Here is a 16,783-nt window from a genome sequence, read left to right on the forward strand (position 1 = left end):
TGACCTACACGCTGTTCCCGACCCGCGACCTATTCCCCCTGACCTTGGGGCGTGACCCGCGACCTATTCCCCCTGCTCTCAGGTGCGCTGCTTGGGTTTTTCCACAAGGTCGAACAAGGGGTTCAACAAGCTCTTGGCATCCCCGGTCTGTTCCAGCGTTGGCTTAAAGCTTTGCTGTCGGTCAACGGCTTGGACTAGACGATACTTTTGCATCATTCTGGCGACGATTGGCGGCTTTCTGCTCGGCGACAAAATCGCGGGTCGGGAACAGCGTGTAGGTCACGTCTTCCAACTTGGCGCGGGAGCCTCGCTGCTCAGTCTTTCTGACGACGGCCAATGTGCCCATGGTCTTGAGTTCTTCCCATGCGCTATCGAGCGCGGCAACGGCATCGCGCTCGCGCCCATAACCATTGAGCAAGGCGCTGTCGCGCCTGATGGTGCTGTAGCGCATGTCGAAGCTATTGATAAGGGCAGCTTGCGTGTATTTCAGTACCAGTTGCCCCATGAGCCAGCGTGCAAGCTGTGTGCTGCACCGCATGAGACGCTGATAGTTGAACTGCCGATAAGTCACTTGGTCGATGCTCTGCGTCACCAGCGGGTGAAACTGCGCCGCCCATCGTACATCGCGGTCGGCTTCGTAATCCTTGCGCTTTACGCCAGTCAATGCGGCCAGGTAAGTTGAACGGGCGAATGCCTCGTCGCCGTCATCGTTCGTGGCCACAATCTCGATGGCGCTGAGTGAAAGGATGTCCAACCCCTCGATGAGTTCGTCATAGCGGAGGCTGTGCTCTTGCTGTTCCAGTTCCTTGCGAAGTTGATACAGGGAAAATCGCGCGCCGCTGCGGTAGCTTTGCTGATCGAAAAAACCGGAATGCTGATCGGTGGAGATTTTGCGTAAGGCGTGTTCGATGAGTTCCTCGCGGGCGCTTGGATAGTAGCTAAGTCGCTGGCCGTTCTTGTCTTTGACGCGTGCCGGATAAATCAGCGCGGTGAGCGGCCTTCCTCTGTAGTTGAACGGTAATTCCATCACGTCGAGGAAGCCCTCCGCCGTCCTCATGGCGTTCATCCGCAGCCGCGAAATGGCATAGCGTGGGATGCTATCCCACAGATCGACGGCATTCGAGAGAGCTTCGCGCTTGTCCTCGGTGTTGGCCAGGAAGCCTTGAAACAAGTCCAATTGCCGATTGGCGAAGGCGTCATCCGGCACGGGCGCAACGTCCTTGCGGCGCGGTAGCCTCTTTTTCCATGTGCTGCTGTCGATCATGTCCTGCCCTTCCGCAGTCCCTTGCACAACATAGTCACTTGTCAACAAGTTTACATGCTGACATGTTCACTCGTGGTCAATGACGGGCACGTCATATTTCGCAAACAGGTCGTTAAGCGCCTCGGCGATCAAGGTTTGCAAACTGCGCCCCGTTTTGGCCTGGATCAAGCGCATATTGCGTTTGTAGTCCGGGGACAGATACGCAGTAAGGTTTGTCTTGCCGGTACGGCTCGGCGCTGTGTAACTAGCGGTAGCCTTTGCCGTTGTTGGTGAGGCTGCTGGGCGGGCTGAGACAACGGGCTGCGGCTGAGGGGTTTTAAGCGCGGTTTGCAACGCGGCCATTTTGTTTGTGCTCATGTTTACCATCCAACATATTAAGAAGTTCAGTTGTGAACATGTAAAGTCGGCGAAGTTCGTCAGCCGCTTTACCTTCCGGGTCTAACTCCTGGGCGGTCTTGCCGGTAGTTGGCGCTTCGGCATACCCCCCGCGCTGGCACAAATGTACTGGCGCAACCTTCAAGGCGAAGGTGGCTTCGATAAGCGTTTTGGCAGCCTCGGCGGCCTTCGTTGCCTGGGGGTGGATGCCATTAACGACCACATAGGCGAGAGGATCACCCGCCACGCGCAACAGGTCACGAACGCCTTGCAAGGTCTCAAGACCAAAAATTTGCGGTCGAACGGGAATCAACACCAAGTCAGCGCACCTAGCAGCTTCGATAGCGGCGCTATCCGAACGGCCAGGAGTATCAATCAGAACCAAATCCGCGCCGTACTCCTCGGCGGTCCGGATTGTTTGTTTGAGTCGGCTCACCTGGGCGGAGATAACGGCGGGGTTGTCAGCGGTGCGCCGGTCTTTCCAGTTGGCGGCGTTCGCCTGGGGATCGAGGTCGATGATGGCCACGTCCAACCCGGCTTCTGTTGCCGCCACGGCGAGGCCAAGGGCGAGGGTGGTTTTGCCGTCGCCGCCCTTCTGCCCGATAATCGCAATTTTGAACATGTAATTCTCTCAACATGTAAACATGTTGAGTTTTGAACAGCTTGGTTTCTGTGTCAAGCGATTTTCCTAGCGAAACGAAGATGGACGGAAGGTTGGGGCGGACGTATCGCCAGGGCAGGGCACCGCCGTGCCCGTATCCGGCATGGGCGCAAGCCCATGCCGCTGACTAGCTTTTGCGTTAGGGGGTGTAAGCCGGAACCCCCGAAAATTTTGTCACCCAAGATCGAGCCCAGCAACTATGGCATCCAGGTCGATCATTTTCCCATCCGCGTGGAAGGTGTAGTGCCCGTTCAGCAGGATGTGCCGCCATGCCGTGGGAGAAATCTGCTTGATTAACGCCAACGCCTTGGCGTTGCCAGCCGCCTCGAACTTCGTCAGCAGTCGCGACAGGATCGCCGAATTGTAGTAGATGATCGCGTTGGCGATCAGGCGCGCGCATTGGTTGCTGATTTCGATCTCGATGTCCGTGCGGCCGGTCAATTCTTTCTTGCCGGCGACTTGGGCGATGGCCGAACGTAGTTGGTGGTAGGACTCGATGCGGTTCTGCGAGCGATGCACATTCCGTTCGAGCTGCGGATCGCGCAGGTAGCGCAGCGTGTAGATACTGCGGACCAGCTTGTCGAACTCGAAGATCGCCCGCCGCGTCGGGTTCGGCGCGGTGTAGGTGCACAGTTTGCGGATCAGCGTACCTTGGGTCATCTCTTTCAGCCCGAGCGTGGCGACGATCCGGTCCATGTCCGGTTTTTCATTCACGATTGCGTCCAAACCGACCTGCCCGACCGGCTGAATCAGGCACTTCTCGTACAGCGCCGGGTCGTCGGCGCAGTACAGCTCCTTCAATTGCGCTTCGAGGTCGGTGAAGCGTGGCTCGAAGCGTCGGCCAAACCAGTAGAGGATGGCGAAGTTGGCCTTGTTTACGCTGTGCATGTCGCCCGTGATCGCGGTTGGCACGATGTCGGACGTGTTGCGATACCACACGTCGAAGACGTGGTGGCCCTCGTACTCGTGCGCGCCGATCAGGTAGCCGTTGAGCGGAATGTGGTTGCACAGCATGGTGTAGGCCACGACACCCTTGCCGCGACCGAAGTATTTACGCGAGTAGCGTGCCTTCACGGTTGGCCGCTCGACGCTGAATTTCTGCCCGTCGACGGCGCCGTACAGCGTGTCGAGGTCGAACGAGTAATATGTGAAGATCGGCAACGCTGTGATGGCGTTGCTTATGCGGTCGTTAGCCGCCTGCAGCGAGGCTTGGCGCAGGTACTGCTGGTAGGTCGCTTCCAGGATATGGTACGGAATGTCGCTGGTGCGCGACATAACCAGGTTGCCGTGGTTCATCGCTTGGGCGATGATCACCGCCATCAGGCTGTCCGGATCGGCGACCTTCTTGGCGTAGCGCGGTTGCAGCGGTGTCAGTGCCGCCAGAAAGTTGGTTTCGCGGTTCACGAAACGGAACACGTCGGCGACGTCGCAGAACGTCAACTGCTCATAGAACGCCTGCTCGCGCGCTGGCATTTTATCGACCTTCGGCTTGTGCCAGGTCAGCGTCTGCGTGTCCTTGTCGTATTCGAGATGCGTCAGCTTGCCTTGCTTCAACTCGCGGTTGAACGCCATCCACTGCGCGTGCAGTTCCTTCTTCAGCACGTCGAGCTGGGCCTCGATCGGCTGACGTAGGAACGGGATGTCCATCTGTGCGAGCACGTCGGCCTTATCGTCCAGCGAGACCAGCTCGTCGGCGAAGTGACGGTGTTGCAGGCTGTCGTCGAGATAGAGTTCTCCTGACTGGAAGCGCTTCCTGATCTGGCGGTACAGCCAGAACTCATAACGGTCGGCGTGTAGTCCAGCCGGCTTGCCGCCGGCATCGAAGGTCAGCAGGTACGGCCGCAGCCGCTTCGGCAGCGTGACGGCTGGGCACTCTGCCAGCGGGCGCTGCGACAACCGCTGCTGCTTGGCGAACACGCCCTTCGCCCACGTGAGCGCCGCGAGCCACGGACTGTCTGGCTTGGCACTGGCGAAATCAAGTGCGGCGAACAAGGGCCGTAGGTGCTTGCGCACGCGCTCGGCCACCGTGTCGACCGCCAGCCAGTGCCGTGCGAGCTTGCTGGCCGGCTTCACGCTCATGCGCTGAGCGGTGCTTTGCAGCGTGTCGCGCGGCATGATCTTGTAGGCGCGCTGCCGCACGTCGCCGAACGGCGTGGGGTCGGCCACGCTGTCATCGATATAGAGCGAAAGCAGGCGTCCGACCTGCGGTGTTTCCTGCTGGCGACGCAGGTGCTCGGCGTCGAAGGATTTCTTGGCGGCCGCGCTGGTCTCGTCCTCCAACTGCTTCATGTGATAGGCGAGCGCATCGACCAGATTGTCGGTGAACTGGCGGTAGCGCAGCCAGGCGTAGCACAGCAGATACAGGCGGGTTTGCTCGGGCTTGAGGTTGCGCAGATCGTGGACTGTGTAGAAGCTGGCCAAGCTGGCGTAATACCGGATATTTTGCTGGGAGATGCCGAGCTCGGGCATCAGCGTCTTGGCGATACCGTGCAGCGGCGCCAGCTTGGCGCGCTTCTCGCGCTCCTTGGCCATTTGCCGCCAGCGGAAATCCTTGGCGTCCTGGCGCAGAACCGCCAGCTCTGAGAGTGTGCCGTCGCGCACGATCAGTTGCGCCAGCGCCGCCTTGCCGGCATCGTCAAGGGTCCGCTCCAGCAGGTCGCCCAGTCGATGACGCTCTGCAGAAAGCGCTTCGCTGATCACATCCTGCAACGTGGTGTGAGCCGGTCGGACGATGTTGCGCTCATGGAGCCAGACGACCAACTCGGCAGCGACGAAACTCGGTGTCACGTCGCGTCGGACGATCTGTGCTGACTGGTGGGCAAGTTGCGGTGAGAACTCGCCCGACCACAGGCGGAAACCAAACAGCTCGGCGATCAGCTTACGCTGGGTGTAGTACTCGTGGTCGGTGATTGCCTTGCGCTCGAAGGGCTCACCCTGGAAATAGCGAGTGAGGACGAAGGCCGCATCGTCCTCGATGTCATCCCAGCCAAAGCGGAAGAATATCTGCTTGGCTTTGAAGTAGCCGATCTGAACGATGCAGTAGACTTGCGCCGCCATGTCGGGCCGAGTGTTGGCGAGTGCCAGCTCATCTTCCGACAGCGACAGGAAGTCCAGTTGCTGGCCGTCGTCGAAATCGGGAAGGCCATACAGCGCCTCTTGTTCGGCTTCGGACAGTACGCTCAGTCGCTTGCTCTTGGTCTCCATCGACGCAGTGCTCACCCTGACCAGGAAAACTTTCCATATAATGACCCATATACAGAAAGTTTTGATTGCCCCCATGAGCGTCGACGCGGCTTCCACGCCTCAGGATCGAGACCCGCCAAGCATCGAAAACCGGAAAGTTCCGGGGCGCCTGGCGAACGCCGCCTATCGCAGCCGCGAATATTTGTCGGAAAACGAGGTCACGGCGCTGATGGCGGCGGCGGCAAGCGTCGGCCGGCACGGAGCCCGGGACGCGGCCTTGATCCTGATCGCCTACCGTCATGGCTTGCGCGTCTCCGAGCTGGTCAGCCTGCGCTGGGATCAGGTCGATCTGCGGCAAGGCCTCCTGCACGTGACGCGACGCAAGCACGGTATCGCATCGGTCCATCCTTTGCGTGGGCCGGAGCTGCGCGCGCTGCGCCGCCTGCAGCGCGACTATCCAGAGACCGACTACGTGTTCGTCAGCGAGCGCAAGGCACCGTTCACCACCGATGCAGTGTGCAAGATCGTCAGGCGGGCCGGACGCGAAGCCGGCATCGAATTTTCGATTCACCCGCACATGCTGCGCCACGCCACCGGCTACAAGCTGGCCAACGACGGGCAGGATACGCGCGCGATCCAGCACTACCTGGGACACCGCAACATCCAGCACACCACCCGCTACACCGATCTAGCGTCGGATCGGTTCAAGGATTTTTGGCGTGACTGAACCCCGCCTTTTTCGATTTCGGCTGGTGACGGAATTTTCGGGGGTTCCGGCTTACACCCCCCCCTTCGCGGTCGCAGTGGTGACCGTGTCGCGCCGCGGACCGCGCTTCGGCGAGTGGTCTGAAAAATCTGAGCGGCTGCTCTCAGTCCGATCCGGCCGTTGGTGCTCGGCCTCAGCAGTTGCTGGTCTGGCTAGCCTCTCCAGACTGATTGTGGGCATTCTGCCGTTGTACCCTGTTTGGTGCAGTTGCGCTGAGCAAACATTGCGTACGCTCCACACTCGACATCAGCCGCACTCCACCACCGCTATTCGATGACCACATAGAACGGCTCGCTTTTTCCAAGGAGGACGTCGTCGGTTTTGCGAATCAGGAACGCCTCCACCATGTGAACCCCACGGTATGACAACTGCTCCCAGCGTACCCCCGAACTATCCGATCGGTAGTAGTCGCCGCGAAGGGCATTGGCACGACGTGCGACTTCGTCCGTGTTCGTCACACGCCATTCGACCTTGTAGGTATCCGGGAACGGAAGCCCCTGATTGTTTCTGGCGTTGAAACGCACCCAAAACCCAGACGTCAAAGGCTCTAGGCTGCGAAGCGTATGGAGTTGCTGCCCGTCGCGCGCCGTCCACAACTGCGCGCCGACATTCACGCTCAGGCGAGTGCCAAGCACGTTTCGCCATCGGGGGCGGCGCATGTGCGGCAGCCGATCAAATCCGCTTGGCAACGCCGCCCGGCCGATCTTTTTCACCAGCGCTACCAGGTCGCCAACGCCCTCCAATAACGGCGTTCCCCTGATCGCTGCCAGCGCCACTTCGCTGACCTTGCTCGCCTTTTCCTCGGCTTCTCGAACCGCAAAGTCGTCCCCAAAGACACGCTGCCACTTGCCGATGCTCTCCTCCTTGTCCGGCTCGTCATACGCGTCATCGATCCAGCCGCGGTACAGGTTGACCTTCGCTCGGAAGTTGCTGTACTTCGTATCGTCCCAGGCGTTGCTCTGAATTTCTTCGAAGAGTACGGGGTTGCGTACCGTCGGCTTGCTTGGGTTCGCCTGTAGCCAATCGTCAAGACGGTCAATCAGCGTTTTCAGTGTCGTGGGGACATCGACAAAACCAGGCGTCCCCTTGTCCGATGCATAGACCTGCATTCCTAGCAGCGTCGTCAGCAGAAAGGACGGGCACGTGAAGTTCGTCTTGATGTCTCGCAGATATTTCAGCAAGCGGGTTGTCTTGCGAAAATTATTGCTCCCGCTGATGGCATTACGTTCGATTAGCCAGTTCGTGTAATCCAGCGGGTTGGACTTCTCGAAAGAGTTGGTACCGCGGTTGCACACCTCCCAGGCGCCCGATTGAAGGCGCTCCTTCACGCAGGGCGCCACGTCGATCTTGCGCTCGCCAGCGTACTCGATGGTGATGCAGTGCGAGTACCGACGGATCTTGTCCTTGTACAATCCGCGCTTTCCCATCTCGGCATACAGTTCGTTGATGTAGTCCTTCGCTTCCCATCTTGCGACGGGCTTTACGTATACCAGCAGGTCTACATCGAACGGATCCCCGGACAAAGGTTTGATGATGGTCTTGTGCGCCCACGACCCGTGTGCCGCGAATCCGACGATCGTTGGCTTCCAATTTAGCCCTCTCACCGAGGTCTTGATGGCCTCAATGCCATTCTCGAGTTGGCCGAACCGTGTGCTGTTGAGGTTGACCGTGTAGACCAAGAAGGTGTTGAAGTCCTGGATTAGCTTCATTTTTCATCCCACTTTGTAGTCATGGTCATTGGCGCGGGTGTTAGTCGCAGTTGGTCGACCAGTTCCTGAGCGCCGGCATTCATGCGCTCCTCCATCTGGCTGCGCAGTCGGTTGTAGATCCAGTCGAAGATCAGCGGGCTGGAAACGCGATGGTTGTAGATGGCATCCTGCAACTCACGCGACCTCATGCTGATTTCTTGTTCCGTTGCCCCTGCACGCGACTTGTCGAAGAGCTTCTTCACGTCCTCGTTCAAGCGGTCCAGCAATTCGCAAGTCGCCGCGTGCCGATTGCGCTCCCGCAATGCCCAGATCATCATGGGCGTCATCGGGGCCAACGTCGACAGGACGAACGAGGTTATGGTGGTGTCGATCCACAGGGAGCCCATTCCGACAAAAAACATGATCGCAACGGCACCGAACAGCAAAACCATTCGGTAGCGCTTTCTCAACGCGCTGTCGTACCAGATATTGGTGCGCTGGCACACGAGTCTGGCCAGATGAAGCGGCAGGGCATTGACGGTCAGTGGGTACCAATCCAGCAGACGCTTCTCGTCTTTCGCGCTGAGTGTTCTACAGGCATCCTCGAACACTTGTTCAGGGTCGACCCGACTGCCGGCCAGAAATACGTTCCAGTCCATTCCCAACAACGTGCAATCGAAGTCCTCCTGCAGCTTGGCAGCAGTCTTGAGTTGCGTTCTGAGCCAGGGGTCGAAGAACAGCACTTCCAAGTAGCTGAAGGTCAGGGCAAAGAGCGCGATGAACGGCTTCGACGCTGAAAACAGCGCTGCTGCTGCGAGCCCCACTAACGGCAGCCCCAGCGAGATCACCAGCCCGACGGCCTGGTAGTTCTTGGCGCGCCGGTAGATCAGCGTCCGGGCACGCAGCAGGTTCAGCATTCTCGGCTGAACCTGCTGCTTGTCGATTTCATTCATCTCTTTTCCTTGTTGTGTTGCCGCGCTCTCCTTAGCCACCGACATTCCTCATGCCCAGCGCGTCACGCGTATCCGAGGATGATTACCCCCGCCAGACCAGGTGCCTGTTGCGAGCCAATCCTCGAAGTACCACAGCCATTCTGAAGTCCAGGGAATGTAGGTCTCCGACAGCTTCATCTGCGGCAGCCATTCGCGCTGCTTGGGCCACCACAGACACAGCTTGGTGCCTACCCCCTTGCTGGGATAGATATGAGGCAGGGCTTCTTCGTCCGCCAGGGTCTTCAAGTCGGGATCCAGCACGAACATCTCCGGTGCCCGGGCGTCTGGCGTAAGACGAAGTTCGCACGTATAAATCCGGCCGAACTCGCTGGGCGCCAGGCGAAACCGGTAGTGCAAGGCGCGGCCCGAGAAGAACACAAGTCGCGCACCGTCGAGAGGCAACGCGCGTAGCTCCAATGCCCGCTGGGCCAACGTAGGGGTCGGCGCAATGGGATAGCGCGTCATCAACGCCCGAAATAGGTGTGCGAACGCACCGGGACGTTGATCGGCGCAGCGGCCACCGAAGAAATCAACGTCACCCGGCCGGCAGCGCGGCTTGCGCTTTGGCGCTCAGCTTGCGCCTGCTGAATGGCTCCGGCGCTGTGAGAACCGAAAGCGGCTTGCAGTGCCTTGAGGAGCACGTCCATACCTTCATGATGTTCGATCGCATTCAAGATGCGGTTCAGGTCGCTGATCAGTCGCCGGTGCCAGAAAAAGAATGCCTCCTGCCGCGCTGGCAAATTCATGCTCGCTGCGAGGTTGTCCTTCGGCGCCGACGGGTTGGGCAATACCCATTCTTCAGTGCCATCGGGCCGCGAGATGCGCTCGAAGTGCAGCGGCATGCGCACGACGATATCAAGCAGCAGTTCCAAGGGACTTTCATGCGGTTGTGGCGCCTCCACCGCGTAGGCCATAGCGGCTAGCGTCGTCAGGAAGACCGACGACGGCGCCATGTCCTGGCCGACTTGTACGACGCCGAATGCCTCATTGCGATGCAGCTTCAACAGCTGAACCAAGCGGCACAGGAGCCGGCCGAACACCTCCTGTGCGTCCGGCAAAGGGGTGACGTCCGCGCGCGTCACGGAGTCCATCGCCTCCGAGAAGCTCAGAGCGGCCGTGAAGTTCGGAGAGATGGCGGCGGCCAGATCGAAGTGCTTCGCGTAGCCACGCGGGTTTGTCGAGTCGAAACGCCGAAGTTCGCGATCTGGGATGAGCCCATGCGTGTCTCCGAACGGCGCCGCGAGCAGCGGCGCATCGATAACAGGCGCGATGTCGGCAAACATGCCGTCAGAATACTCAAGTGTCGCGCAACGTTCCCAGCGATGCAGCTGCAGCCCGTGCGCCTCGGCGTAACGAGACAGCACCCCGTGCAAACGATCGAGCAGCAAGGCCGGACCGCGGTCGCCTTCGTATTTGCGACGAGCCTCTGGCGTGAGCCGGGCGATCAAGTCGATGTCGAAGCCCTCCCGTGAGCCATCCCGTGGCCGCACAATGGTGCCCAGCTGGCGAGAGCCGTGGGCATGGATCTGGATCAGATCGCCATGGAACTCCGAGCAGCCCGAAAGAAATTCGCCGGTGCTGTTGTATGAACGTTCCAGCGCCGTCAACTGGGTCGGCGTTGGCTCGTTTGCCCGGGCGATGGCATCCACCAAGTGGAAGAAACGGGCGGACGACCGCGTCGAGATGAGGGGGCGTTGGGGAAGAGTCACAGGTTCGCAGATCACGGGGTTCCTTGAGGTTGTTGTCTTTCTTTGTTGCCGCTACACCTGGAGTCGTCCCAGCTCAGCGCTTGTGCTTGGTGGGATCCACCAGCGTGTAGCCTTGACCCGGCCGCGGCGTGGGGGGCAAGGGCTTGCCCTTCACCCCGGTCACTTCATTCCCCGTACCCGGGTTCTTGTACTGACCGGACCTCGGTGCCGGCGTGCCGGGCTTCAATATCTTGCTCATGGTCATCCCCTTTTAGGATTGGTTGATTGCGACGTTCCGCCCAGTGGCCTCTCCCCGGCAGGCTGTGTTACCAAGTCGGGGTTGCGCATTAAGTTCGGAAAGCACATAATTAAAAGTATGAACTTCCGAACTTCCGGAGTCAAGAATTTTTTTTTATCGGAAAGCCGAACGAGATGCCAGCATTGGGTGAAAAGGTCCGCGCACTGCGGAAGAAGGCAGGCCTGACTCTGGAGCAGTTCGCGGAGCAGATCGGCGCGTCCAAGTCATCTGTGTGGGAACTGGAAAACAAGGAAAAGGCCCGCCCCTCCGCAGACCGGATCCACGAGGTGGCGAAGGTCCTGGGCGTGACACCCGAGTTCCTGATGAACGATGACGTCGCCGAACCCTCGATCGACGTGGCCGACGAGGCGTTCTTCCGCAAGTACCAGTCGCTGGACAACGGGGTGAAGCAGCAGTTACAGGAGATCCTCAGCGTACTCGACAAGAAGGCCGGCCCTTGATCGCGCCGCTCTCTCCCAAGCGTGAGGCAATCAAGATGGCGCGACTATGGCGCGCCGTCCATGGCCTCACGTTTCCGATCAATGCCGGAGCGCTGGCGCAGGAATGGTCTAGAAACGTGGTGCCAGAGGCCCCCATCGGGGAGTTGCAAGCCAAGGAGCTGAAAGGCTTTGAGGGTGGCCTGTTCTGGCTAAAGGAGAGAAAAGTCTGGGCGCTGCTGTACCACCCGCACCCCGACCTGCCAGGCCGCTCCAATTTCACCGTGGCGCACGAGTTCGGGCACTACGTCCTGCACCGCAAGTTGCAGGAGGCGTTCCAGTGCTCACAAAACGCGACCCTGGGAATTACGGGCACGAGGATCGAACGCGAAGCGGATCAGTTCGCATCGTATCTGCTCATGCCCATCGACGACTATACCCAGCAGGTGCGCGGGCGTCGAATCACTCTCGACCTGTTGGGCGAGTGCGCCGACCGCTACGGCGTTTCGCTCACCGCTGTGATCCTCAAGTGGTTGGAGTTCACCGACCAAGCAGCGGTCGCCGTCATGGGGCGCGAGGGGATGCTGCACTGGTGGAAGGCCAGTGGCAGTGCGAAGAGATACACGTTCGACGCGCTCCAAGTGGGCATGGAGCTTCCTTCGGACTCTTTTGCCGTAAATCCCAGCATAGCGCTTTCAACGACCGACTACCGATCGGGTGTCGAACACCCCGAAGGCGTCTGGCCCATGAAGCTGCCCGTGCGCGAGATGGCGGTCCTCTCCGATCGATATGACATGTCACTTTCTCTGCTTATCTTCGACACGCCAGGAGTGGAACATCATGACGCCCCGGACGAAGACATGACGACTACACCGCCCACGTTCTGAAATCCGACCCAAGCCAAGAGCCTCGGCTGTAAGCTTGCGGTGACGGAAGCGCGTCAGCGTCCACGTCAAGACAGGAATGATTTTCCTGCAGTGACTAGGTAACTGCGGCGCATCCGTCGCGCATATGTCATGATGTAGCGTCTAGTCAGCCGATAGGAGGAGGTCAGATGTCTGGTTCTGGGGGGCGGAGGAGGTGGTGGTTTTGCGCCACCTGACAATTGCGAGGCCATCGTCATCGACACTCAGCTAAGTTCGCCTAAACCTGCAGTGCTCGCCGGCATTCATGTGCATGACAAGCTAGATGTCACGGTCCAAGCCGGTAGCGGTGTTGAGTCTGTTGTTGTGCTCTTTAACGGAGAGGTTGCCGGTGGCCTTGCATCCCCCGAGGTCCGCAGCCTACGTGAGTGCATTCTCCGAGGCACAAAGTACTATGCAGAGGTCACAGACAAGAACGAAGGGCAAGTCAAAGTTCGGGTCAGGGCCAAGTGAGCGGGAACGGACGAGTACCTTCCCGAATTGCCGTGGTAGGTGGCGTCTATCGTGAAAGGTGCATGTGGCCCGGATGGAAAGAGGTGTTTGGCTCCGCAGGCAGGGCGGCTTCTGCGATCAGCTGCATGGGCGGCCAGGTGGACCTGTACACCTATGTGGATACGCTAGCCCAGGAAGTTCTGGAATCGCGTGCAGCGCTAGAAGACTTCCATGTAATTCCTACGCAAGTTAGCCAGTCTATCGCCTTCGAGTATCACCATAGTCTGGAAACGCCTCGTATCTACGGGCTCGGGAAACAAGAGCCCCCTCTCAGTGTCACCGCGGACCGGATCGTTCGTTTTGGGCTCTTGGAAGGCGACGCCATTGTAAAAGGGGGGCAGGTCGTCTACGACCCCCAAAGCGCGAGTTCTCCTGAACTGTTCTGCACCAACGGATCCACCGCTGACAATCTTGCCCTCATCCTGAACAGGCGCGAAGCCGAATCCATGACTGGACTTCCTGGCAGATCTCCAGAGAATCTGGCTGAACACCTCATTCAGCATAGTGAGGCACAGGTCGTCGTCATCAAGCTTGGTGCCGAGGGATCGCTGGTTCATGATGGAGCCGCAGGTCACCGTGTCCCCGCCTACCAAACTAAGCGAGTCTGGAAGATCGGTTCTGGCGATAACTTCGTGGCCCATTTCGCCTTTCATTGGATGAACGAAGGCAAATCGCCTGTCGAGAGCGCCGACTTGGCTTCGCAAGGGACAGCCTACTACTGCCAAACCAGGGGGTTCGCGACGCCGGATCTCTTGAACGCTTTCAAGCCCAAACCCGTAGTCGTGTCGAAGGCCTATCTTGCTGGCTACCGGCCCTTGGTTTATTTGGCCGGACCATTTTTTACGTTGGCGCAATTATGGCTCGTCGAACAAGCCCTAGCCGATCTCAAAGCAATGGGACTACGCGTGTTCTCGCCTTACCACGAGGTCGGCCATGGATCAGCGGATGATGTCGTCCAACTGGACCTTGAAGGAATTGATAAAGCCGATCTGGTGTTTGCGATTGGAGACGGCCTGGATTCTGGAACGATCTATGAGGTGGGTTACACCTGCGCCAAGGCGAAACCCGTCATCTTCTACTGTGAGAACGAAACTGACGAAAACAAGAAAATGATGGGAGGTTCAGGCTGCACGCTGTGCGACGATTACGCCACTGCCATCTACCAGACGCTTTGGACAGCTTGCGCCCTATGACCGCCGCACTGCTGCTTTCAGGTGGGATGGACTCGATCTCTATCGCTTGGTGGAAGCACCCTGACATCGCGATCACCATCGACTATGGGCAACTTCCAGCCGCCGCAGAAATCACCGCTTCCCAAGCGATTTGCCGCCGCCTGCGTATCCCTCACCATGTCCTGCAAGTTGATTGCCATTCCCTCGGGTCTGGCGACATGGCCGGCCTTGAACCCAACGCCTTAGCACCCGCTACCGATTGGTGGCCCTATCGCAATCAACTGCTCATAACCCTGGCTGCAATGAAGGCTGTCACGCTTGAAGTGAGGCAGCTTTGGTTAGGAACCGTCGCATCCGACGCATCTCACCGTGACGGCACGCCTAACTTCTTGTCCGCCATGAGCGCCTTGCTCGCTGTGCAGGAAGGTGGACTGACGGTATCGGCCCCAGCCATTGGCATGAGCACTGTGGATCTCGTACGCCAATCCGGCGTACCGCTTGAGATACTTGCATGGGCTCACAGTTGCCACAAGGCGGACGTGGCTTGCGGCGCATGCAGAGGTTGTAACAAGTATTTCGAGGTTCTTCGAGAACTGGGCAATGAATTGGTTCGATCTGGGTAATCCGCGCCCTCTGCCAGCGCCGGATCCTTACATTCCGATCGTCTGGCCAGACGGAGAAGCCGTTCCGTTACCGGCGTGGCAGCCTGGTAGCGTCGATGAACTATCCTTCGCGCAATTAGTTGCCAGACGGCGTACTCGCCGCAGCTTTGGTAAATTGAAAAGTGAACACCTCGGCGCCCTTCTAGACCTCAGTTGCCGAGTACACCAGACGGGCGAGGCTTCGCTCGGATTTCCGATTACACGCCGACCAACGCCTTCTGCCGGCGCCATCCATCCGATTCACCTCTTGTTGATCAACCCCGGTGAAGCTACTTGGTACAGGTACGACGCATTCACGCATGCTCTGAAGGCAGTCAAAGCGAATTCAGACCCACGGGAGGCTCGCATCGCGATGGAGGCGATCGTGCCGGCCGCCGACGCAACGCTTATCGTATTCGCTGCTGAGGTCGGCAAAGTTGCAGCCAGGTATGCTCATCCTGCAAGCCTCATTTGGCGGGATGCCGGCGTACTGCTGGGATTTCTCGCTATGTCGGCGGAAGCGCTCGATTTGAGCTTCTGCCCGCTCGGAGTGACTGGAGAACCGTGGGTCTCTCAGTTACTCGATGAGGTTGGCTTGGTGGGGGTCGGTGTAGCTTTTGCCGGCTCGTAGCGCTGACGAGGCACCCGAAGAAGCCGTATCTGGGACACTAGGTCGCACCCGACTGCGACGGCCCCCCATGAGTTCGCTCACGCTAAGAGGGGAGTTCGTCATTTCAAACCACAAAACAGCGTCCAGCTCCGAAGGCCAGGCCCCGATCGCTTGGCTGAATCGCAGAAACTGGGACTCCAGCTCCAGATAGTTGCGTTCAACAGTGAGCGATTCATCGAAGAATCCGCCCAATGCGCCCGCACGAAGGACATGGATGTCCAAGATGGCCACATCGTTTGCGGTGAGCCAATTTCGCGCAATCCAAGATGCCGTCTTGAGCCCAATTCCAGGCGACCTGAGCAACCAGTTTCGCAGCGATTTGCCGGAATCGAGGGGTGGCGATCCGCTGGCAAGGCGGGCCAAAGCTGAACTCAGGTAGCTCGCCTTCTGCCGAGCAAAGCGGTATTTGATTCGCCGGTCGTTCACCTGCAAAGGCTCAGACAACAAGCTGAACAGATCGGCCTCCGATGGCGTCGAGTGGAGCACGCCTAGGGATTTGAGTCGCTGGAAAGCGGCAAGTCCGACATTCGCTGGGATTCCATGGCCGCCGAGAAGGCATGCTGCTACTTCCTGGGCCAGAGTCTCGCCAAGGCGGTGCTTGGCCGGCCCGCTGGTGACGCGACGTGCCATGACCTGATATGCCCAATACGCTGGGGTTGGGAATGCTTCGATCGCGCCCCACGGCAAGCCGGGGAGGACATCCGATTCGGCGTTTGGCAGATCGATCTGTACAACCGTATGGCCAAGTAGCACTGGTGCTGACTGTCTCATCGTGTCACATGTCCGTTCCCAAAGCGCTCATTTAGTAACTGCAAAACATGGTTGCGTTCGACAGGATTCATTTGGTCGAAACGGCCCAGCATCCGGGAGTGACGTCGTTTCGTCGCCTCCCGCTCACGAAAGGAGGCGCCGAAAAACGAAGCGTCGTGCAACTCTGATGGCTCTTCGAAGTTCAGCCACACGCACTCCTGCCGAACACCGAAATGGGTCTTTGCCGAAAAGGTCACCAATCGCCAGTCAGCCAGCCATTCGCGATACAACTCGCTGTCATAGCCGGAGACCATCACCATGCAAGGCAAAGCCGCCAGGATCGAAAGAAGGCGATCGTGGTCTCGATCAGAATACTCGTGACGGTAGATCTTTCCGTTGCGTCTCGTCTCTGCGAGATAGGGAGGATCCGAATAGACGAGTTCGCCACTTGAAAACGTGAAGCGTTCAAGGAAGGCAACTGCATCCCCATGCACAAGCTCGCAAGGTGTTGGGCGCTCACGGTGCCACCGTTCTATGACGGACCTATCGGCGTCGATTCCGATGTTCCGCCTTGCCGGTCGCTTGTTGCGCATGACGGCGCCACCGCCAAGATGAGACTCAATATAGATCGAGTGCGGCGGCATCAGATTGATCAACCGCTGGAAGCACTTGCCTTTTCCCCCTGGGTAACGCATAGGTTGATCATCGCCAGAACTGACGATGATGTCAACTTGATGAAAGGAAAATGTCGTCCAGCGATACGGCAAACCGTCGCTTAGGAAG

17 protein-coding genes are annotated in these 16,783 nt (G+C 58.9%); 6 read left to right on the top strand and 11 right to left on the bottom strand.

The window, feature by feature from the left end; genetic code table 11:
* Positions 1–181: 181 nt before the first annotated feature.
* The 4 genes from E4Q23_RS21545 to E4Q23_RS21560 form a co-directional block, all read right to left on the bottom strand.
* Positions 182–1,264 carry a replication protein gene (locus E4Q23_RS21545; RefSeq protein WP_248595642.1) on the bottom strand — a complete coding sequence of 361 codons (1,083 nt, stop codon included), beginning with the start codon at positions 1,262–1,264 and terminating at the stop codon, positions 182–184.
* Positions 1,265–1,330: 66 nt separating this feature from the next.
* A complete protein-coding gene (locus tag E4Q23_RS21550; RefSeq protein ID WP_169068504.1) occupies positions 1,331–1,621 on the bottom strand; it encodes a ribbon-helix-helix domain-containing protein in 291 nt (96 codons plus the stop codon).
* Positions 1,581–2,261 (bottom strand): ParA family protein, encoded by a 681-nt coding sequence (locus tag E4Q23_RS21555; RefSeq protein ID WP_169068505.1) that lies wholly within the window; start codon positions 2,259–2,261, stop codon positions 1,581–1,583. The genes E4Q23_RS21550 and E4Q23_RS21555 overlap by 41 nt, the downstream gene beginning before the upstream one ends.
* Before the next feature lie 213 nt (positions 2,262–2,474).
* Positions 2,475–5,504 carry a Tn3 family transposase gene (locus E4Q23_RS21560; RefSeq protein WP_169068506.1) on the bottom strand — a complete coding sequence of 1,010 codons (3,030 nt, stop codon included), beginning with the start codon at positions 5,502–5,504 and terminating at the stop codon, positions 2,475–2,477.
* Between the two features lie 73 nt (positions 5,505–5,577).
* Between E4Q23_RS21560 and E4Q23_RS21565 the strand changes: the two genes are divergently transcribed.
* Positions 5,578–6,210, top strand: coding sequence for a tyrosine-type recombinase/integrase (locus tag E4Q23_RS21565; protein WP_169068507.1), 633 nt, complete (start codon positions 5,578–5,580; stop codon positions 6,208–6,210).
* Positions 6,211–6,515: 305 nt separating this feature from the next.
* Here E4Q23_RS21565 and E4Q23_RS21570 read toward each other — a convergent pair whose 3' ends face one another.
* The 5 genes from E4Q23_RS21570 to E4Q23_RS21590 all read right to left on the bottom strand — a co-directional run bounded on the left by E4Q23_RS21570 (position 6,516) and on the right by E4Q23_RS21590 (position 10,876).
* Positions 6,516–7,958, bottom strand: a complete 1,443-nt coding sequence (locus tag E4Q23_RS21570) for an SMODS domain-containing nucleotidyltransferase (protein WP_012806112.1) — start codon at positions 7,956–7,958, stop codon at positions 6,516–6,518.
* Positions 7,955–8,890, bottom strand: coding sequence for an S-4TM family putative pore-forming effector (locus E4Q23_RS21575; RefSeq protein WP_012806113.1), 936 nt, complete (start codon positions 8,888–8,890; stop codon positions 7,955–7,957). The genes E4Q23_RS21570 and E4Q23_RS21575 overlap by 4 nt, the downstream gene beginning before the upstream one ends.
* A gap of 48 nt (positions 8,891–8,938) precedes the next feature.
* Entirely contained in the window at positions 8,939–9,394 is a 456-nt protein-coding gene (locus tag E4Q23_RS21580; RefSeq protein ID WP_012806114.1) for a hypothetical protein, read from the bottom strand.
* Positions 9,394–10,578 carry a nucleotidyltransferase gene (locus E4Q23_RS21585; protein ID WP_336511757.1) on the bottom strand — a complete coding sequence of 395 codons (1,185 nt, stop codon included), beginning with the start codon at positions 10,576–10,578 and terminating at the stop codon, positions 9,394–9,396. The genes E4Q23_RS21580 and E4Q23_RS21585 overlap by 1 nt, the downstream gene beginning before the upstream one ends.
* 133 nt (positions 10,579–10,711) lie before the next feature.
* Positions 10,712–10,876 (bottom strand): hypothetical protein, encoded by a 165-nt coding sequence (locus E4Q23_RS21590; protein ID WP_012806116.1) that lies wholly within the window; start codon positions 10,874–10,876, stop codon positions 10,712–10,714.
* A 173-nt stretch (positions 10,877–11,049) separates the two neighbouring features.
* On the opposite strand from E4Q23_RS21590, the gene E4Q23_RS21595 reads away from it, so the two are divergent.
* From E4Q23_RS21595 to E4Q23_RS21615, 5 genes are all read left to right on the top strand, one after another.
* Positions 11,050–11,376 (top strand): helix-turn-helix domain-containing protein, encoded by a 327-nt coding sequence (locus E4Q23_RS21595; protein WP_012806117.1) that lies wholly within the window; start codon positions 11,050–11,052, stop codon positions 11,374–11,376.
* On the top strand, positions 11,373–12,239 hold the full coding sequence (locus E4Q23_RS21600; protein WP_248595643.1) for an ImmA/IrrE family metallo-endopeptidase: 867 nt from the start codon (positions 11,373–11,375) through the stop codon (positions 12,237–12,239). Before E4Q23_RS21595 ends, E4Q23_RS21600 begins: the two co-directional genes overlap by 4 nt.
* Before the next feature lie 572 nt (positions 12,240–12,811).
* Positions 12,812–13,960 (top strand): PfkB family carbohydrate kinase, encoded by a 1,149-nt coding sequence (locus E4Q23_RS21605; protein WP_336511755.1) that lies wholly within the window; start codon positions 12,812–12,814, stop codon positions 13,958–13,960.
* The gene (locus E4Q23_RS21610) at positions 13,957–14,562 is read left to right on the top strand and encodes a 7-cyano-7-deazaguanine synthase (protein WP_012806125.1); all 606 of its coding nucleotides are present in this window, start codon (positions 13,957–13,959) and stop codon (positions 14,560–14,562) included. The genes E4Q23_RS21605 and E4Q23_RS21610 overlap by 4 nt, the downstream gene beginning before the upstream one ends.
* Positions 14,540–15,211 (top strand): nitroreductase family protein, encoded by a 672-nt coding sequence (locus E4Q23_RS21615; protein ID WP_012806126.1) that lies wholly within the window; start codon positions 14,540–14,542, stop codon positions 15,209–15,211. Before E4Q23_RS21610 ends, E4Q23_RS21615 begins: the two co-directional genes overlap by 23 nt.
* Here E4Q23_RS21615 and E4Q23_RS21620 read toward each other — a convergent pair.
* Complete coding sequence (locus E4Q23_RS21620; RefSeq protein ID WP_012806127.1) at positions 15,158–16,021, bottom strand: hypothetical protein; 864 nt, start codon at positions 16,019–16,021, stop codon at positions 15,158–15,160. The two genes, E4Q23_RS21615 and E4Q23_RS21620, sit on opposite strands and share 54 nt — an antisense overlap.
* Positions 16,018–16,695, bottom strand: coding sequence for a DNA adenine methylase (locus E4Q23_RS21625; protein WP_012806128.1), 678 nt, complete (start codon positions 16,693–16,695; stop codon positions 16,018–16,020). Before E4Q23_RS21625 ends, E4Q23_RS21620 begins: the two co-directional genes overlap by 4 nt.
* Between the last annotated feature and the right edge of the window lie 88 nt (positions 16,696–16,783).

The organism is Candidatus Accumulibacter phosphatis (assembly GCF_012939955.1).
In the GTDB taxonomy this organism is placed as follows: Bacteria; Pseudomonadota; Gammaproteobacteria; order Burkholderiales; family Rhodocyclaceae; genus Accumulibacter; species Accumulibacter delftensis.